This window comes from Micromonospora sp. NPDC049799 (assembly GCF_040656655.1).
In the GTDB taxonomy this organism is placed as follows: Bacteria; Actinomycetota; Actinomycetes; order Mycobacteriales; family Micromonosporaceae; genus Micromonospora.
The window spans coordinates 1-2,851 of record NZ_JBFAMU010000585.1; the positions used below are offsets into that span (position 1 = coordinate 1).

Genomic DNA, 2,851 nt, shown 5'->3' on the forward strand with positions numbered 1-2,851 from the left:
ACGAGCGACGGAGGGCGACATGAGGGTGATCGAGGTGGCGGTCGACCCCCGAGCCGACCGCGCCGACCGTCCCGGCCACCCCGACCCCCGGCCGGTACGGCGGCACGACCGGGAAGTACGTCCCGCCGTGGCCCCGCCGGATCATGGTCTCCACCCAGAGCACGTCGGCGGCGGCCACCTCCACCAGTGCCTCACCCGGGCCGGGGCTCGGGTCCGGCGCCTCGGTCACGGTCAGCACCTCCGGCCCGCCGAACGCCGCCACCTCGATCACCCTCATGTCGCCCTCCGTCGCTCGTCGTCCCTCGTCCGATCGAGCGTCGGAGGTGAAGCCCGGTTGAGGTCAACCGGTCGTCGCGTGACGGGGACCACCCGTCACGGGTTCTGCGGGTCGAGGTTGCGCTCGCGCAGCAGCGCGTCCAGCTTCGCCTCGATCCGCTCGTCGGACTCGCGGGACTGGGATGAACCCCAGTAGTAGAAGAGCGCCAGGCCGGCGGCCTGCCAGATCAGCTGGAGGAACTCGCTCTGCCAGTTCTCGAAGGTGGAGGCGAAGAACTGCGGGAGGAACTCCGCCCAGGCGAAGGACTGGCCGTGCTGGCTCGCCTCGTTGCTCTCCACCGCCATCTGGAAGACGAACTGGCCGACCCAGGAGAACAGGAACAGCGCGCCGGTGACCAGCGCGAACGCGTACGCCTTGGGCCAGCGCGGCTTGCGGAACGGCGGGCCCTGCGCCCGCCTGCCCCGGCTCCCCCGGCCACCGGACCCGGACCCGGACGGGCGCGACGTCGCCGCCGTCGTGGTGTCGGCCATCACGATCCCCTCTCGACGAATCCCCAGGTCGGGCTAGTGCCCCGGAGCGCTTGCGTCGAAACGGTGCCCGAGAGCGACCGTCACAAAACAGAGGGTTGCGTCGATTCTCCACTCCCCGGCCGAGCGCCCTGTTGCCATACTCCGGCAATTGCATCTTGTTGGCAACAAGGTCTGGACACGATTCTTGTCGGTAACTAGCCTCAGGGCTATGACTCCTTACAGCTTGGAAGCGGTGGCCTGGCAGGAGAGCTGGGACCGGCAGCAGGAGGCGTACCTGCCCGATCGTGAGCACCGGTTCACCGCGATGCTCGACGCGGTCGACGCCGTCCACGACGGCGGCCCGCTGCGTCTACTGGACCTGGCCGGCGGCACCGGCAGCATCGCGGCCCGCGCACTGCGGCGTTTCCCCGACGCCGAGGTGACCCTGGTCGACCTCGACCCGGCGCTGCTCGCCCTGGCCAGCGCGTCCCTCGGCGACCGCGCGACCATCGTCACCGCCAACCTCAACGAGCCCGACTGGCGTGCCGCGCTCCCCCACCGCGAGGTCGACGCCGTCCTCACCGCCACCGCCCTGCACTGGCTCGCGCCCGACCGGCTCACCGCCCTCTACGCCGAACTGCGGGACCTGCTGCGGCCGGGCGGGATCCTGGTGAACGCCGACCACATGCCCGACGACGCGCTGCCCGGGCTGACCAAACGGCTGCTCGACCGGGCCCACGACCGACGCACCGCCCGGTACGCCGCCGGCGCCGCCCTCTCCTGGTCGCAGTGGTGGGACCGGGCCGCCGCCGACCCGACCCTCGCTCCCCTGGTCGCCCAGCGACACCAGATCTACCCCACGGGCCACAGTCCGGAGTGGAACCCGCCGGTCTCCTGGCACGTGTCGGCGCTGACCGCCGCCGGCTTCACCGAGGTCGGCACGGTGTGGCGCGGGGGCGCCGACGCCCACCAGGGCGGCCAGTTCCTCGGCGGTGGGTACGCCGCGGACGACCCGGAACAGCGGCTCTTCGGCAGACATGCCGTCAGGGTACGCGTCCAGAACTTGACCTTCGCCGCACAGTGGCGTGCCGGCGGTGTGAGCGTCGGGCGCTGCGGGTACCGTCTCACCGATGTCGAACGCGCTTCCCCAACTCGTCGCTGACCGATACCGGCTTCTTTCGCCGCTCGGTCAGGGCGGCATGGGTCGGGTGTGGAAGGCGCGCGACGAGGTGCTGCACCGGGATGTGGCGATCAAGGAACTCGTTCCCCCGCCCAGCCTCACCGACGAGGAGCGCCGCGAGATGCGGGAGCGCTCCTTGCGGGAGGCGCGGGCCATCGCCCGGCTCAACCACATCAACGTCGTCCGCATCTTCGACGTGCTCCGCACCGACGGCGACCCGTGGATCGTCATGGAGTACGTGCCGTCGAAGTCCCTTCAGGACACCCTCGCCGAGGACGGCCCGGTGCCGGTGGCGCGCGCGGTGGAGATCGGGCTGGGCGTGCTCGGCGCGCTGAAGGCGGCGCACAAGGCGGGCGTCATGCACCGCGACGTCAAGCCGGGCAATGTGCTGCTCGGCGACGACGGCCGTGTGGTGCTGACCGATTTCGGTCTCGCCACCATCCCGGGCGATCCCAACGTGACCCGCACCGGCATGGTGCTGGGCTCCCCGGCGTACATCTCGCCGGAGCGGGCCCGGGACGGCACCGCCGGGCCGGAGGCCGACCTCTGGTCGCTGGGCGCCACTCTCTACGCGGCGGTCGAGGGCAAGTCGCCGTACGCGCGGCCGTCCGCGATCGCCACCCTCGCGGCGCTGGCCACCGAGCCGATGCCCCCGCCGAAGAACGCCGGGCCGCTCAAGCCGGTGCTGACCGGGCTGCTCAACAAGGACCCGAACGAGCGGATCACCGCCGAGCAGGCGGAGCGTCTGCTGCGCCGCGCGGGCGGCAAGCGGGCACGCGGGATCTCGCTGCTCGACGGCGTACGCCGGCCGGGGCCGAACGGTCCGCGTGAGCCGCGCCCACCGCTGGTGCCGGCGCCACGGCCGGCGGAGGTGTCCAAGCCGGC

Annotated in this window: 2 protein-coding genes and 3 pseudogenes; 2 read left to right on the forward strand and 3 right to left on the reverse strand. The window is 72.2% G+C overall.

Going from position 1 to position 2,851, the window contains the following annotated elements:
• Positions 1-277: pseudogene (locus AB0I76_RS26715) on the reverse strand (hypothetical protein); the annotation flags it as partial.
• A gap of 95 nt (positions 278-372) precedes the next feature.
• Positions 373-807, reverse strand: a complete 435-nt coding sequence (locus AB0I76_RS26720; RefSeq protein WP_357040931.1) for a DUF6766 family protein — start codon at positions 805-807, stop codon at positions 373-375.
• A gap of 208 nt (positions 808-1,015) precedes the next feature.
• Between AB0I76_RS26720 and AB0I76_RS26725 the strand changes: the two are divergent.
• Positions 1,016-1,519 (forward strand): annotated as a pseudogene (locus AB0I76_RS26725) (class I SAM-dependent methyltransferase); the annotation flags it as partial.
• A 231-nt stretch (positions 1,520-1,750) separates the two neighbouring features.
• Here the strand turns inward: AB0I76_RS26725 and AB0I76_RS26730 are convergent.
• Positions 1,751-1,825: pseudogene (locus AB0I76_RS26730) on the reverse strand (acyl-CoA carboxylase subunit epsilon); the annotation flags it as partial.
• A 91-nt stretch (positions 1,826-1,916) separates the two neighbouring features.
• Here AB0I76_RS26730 and AB0I76_RS26735 point away from each other — a divergent pair.
• Positions 1,917-2,851, forward strand: a 935-nt coding sequence (locus tag AB0I76_RS26735) for a serine/threonine-protein kinase (protein ID WP_357040934.1), incomplete at its 3' end; no start/stop codon positions are given.

Excerpts from the sequence above, each read along its gene's own strand:
- AB0I76_RS26720 (WP_357040931.1), bottom strand. The coding sequence starts at position 807 with ATGGCCGACACCACGACGGCGGCGACGTCGCGCCCGTCCGGGTCCGGG.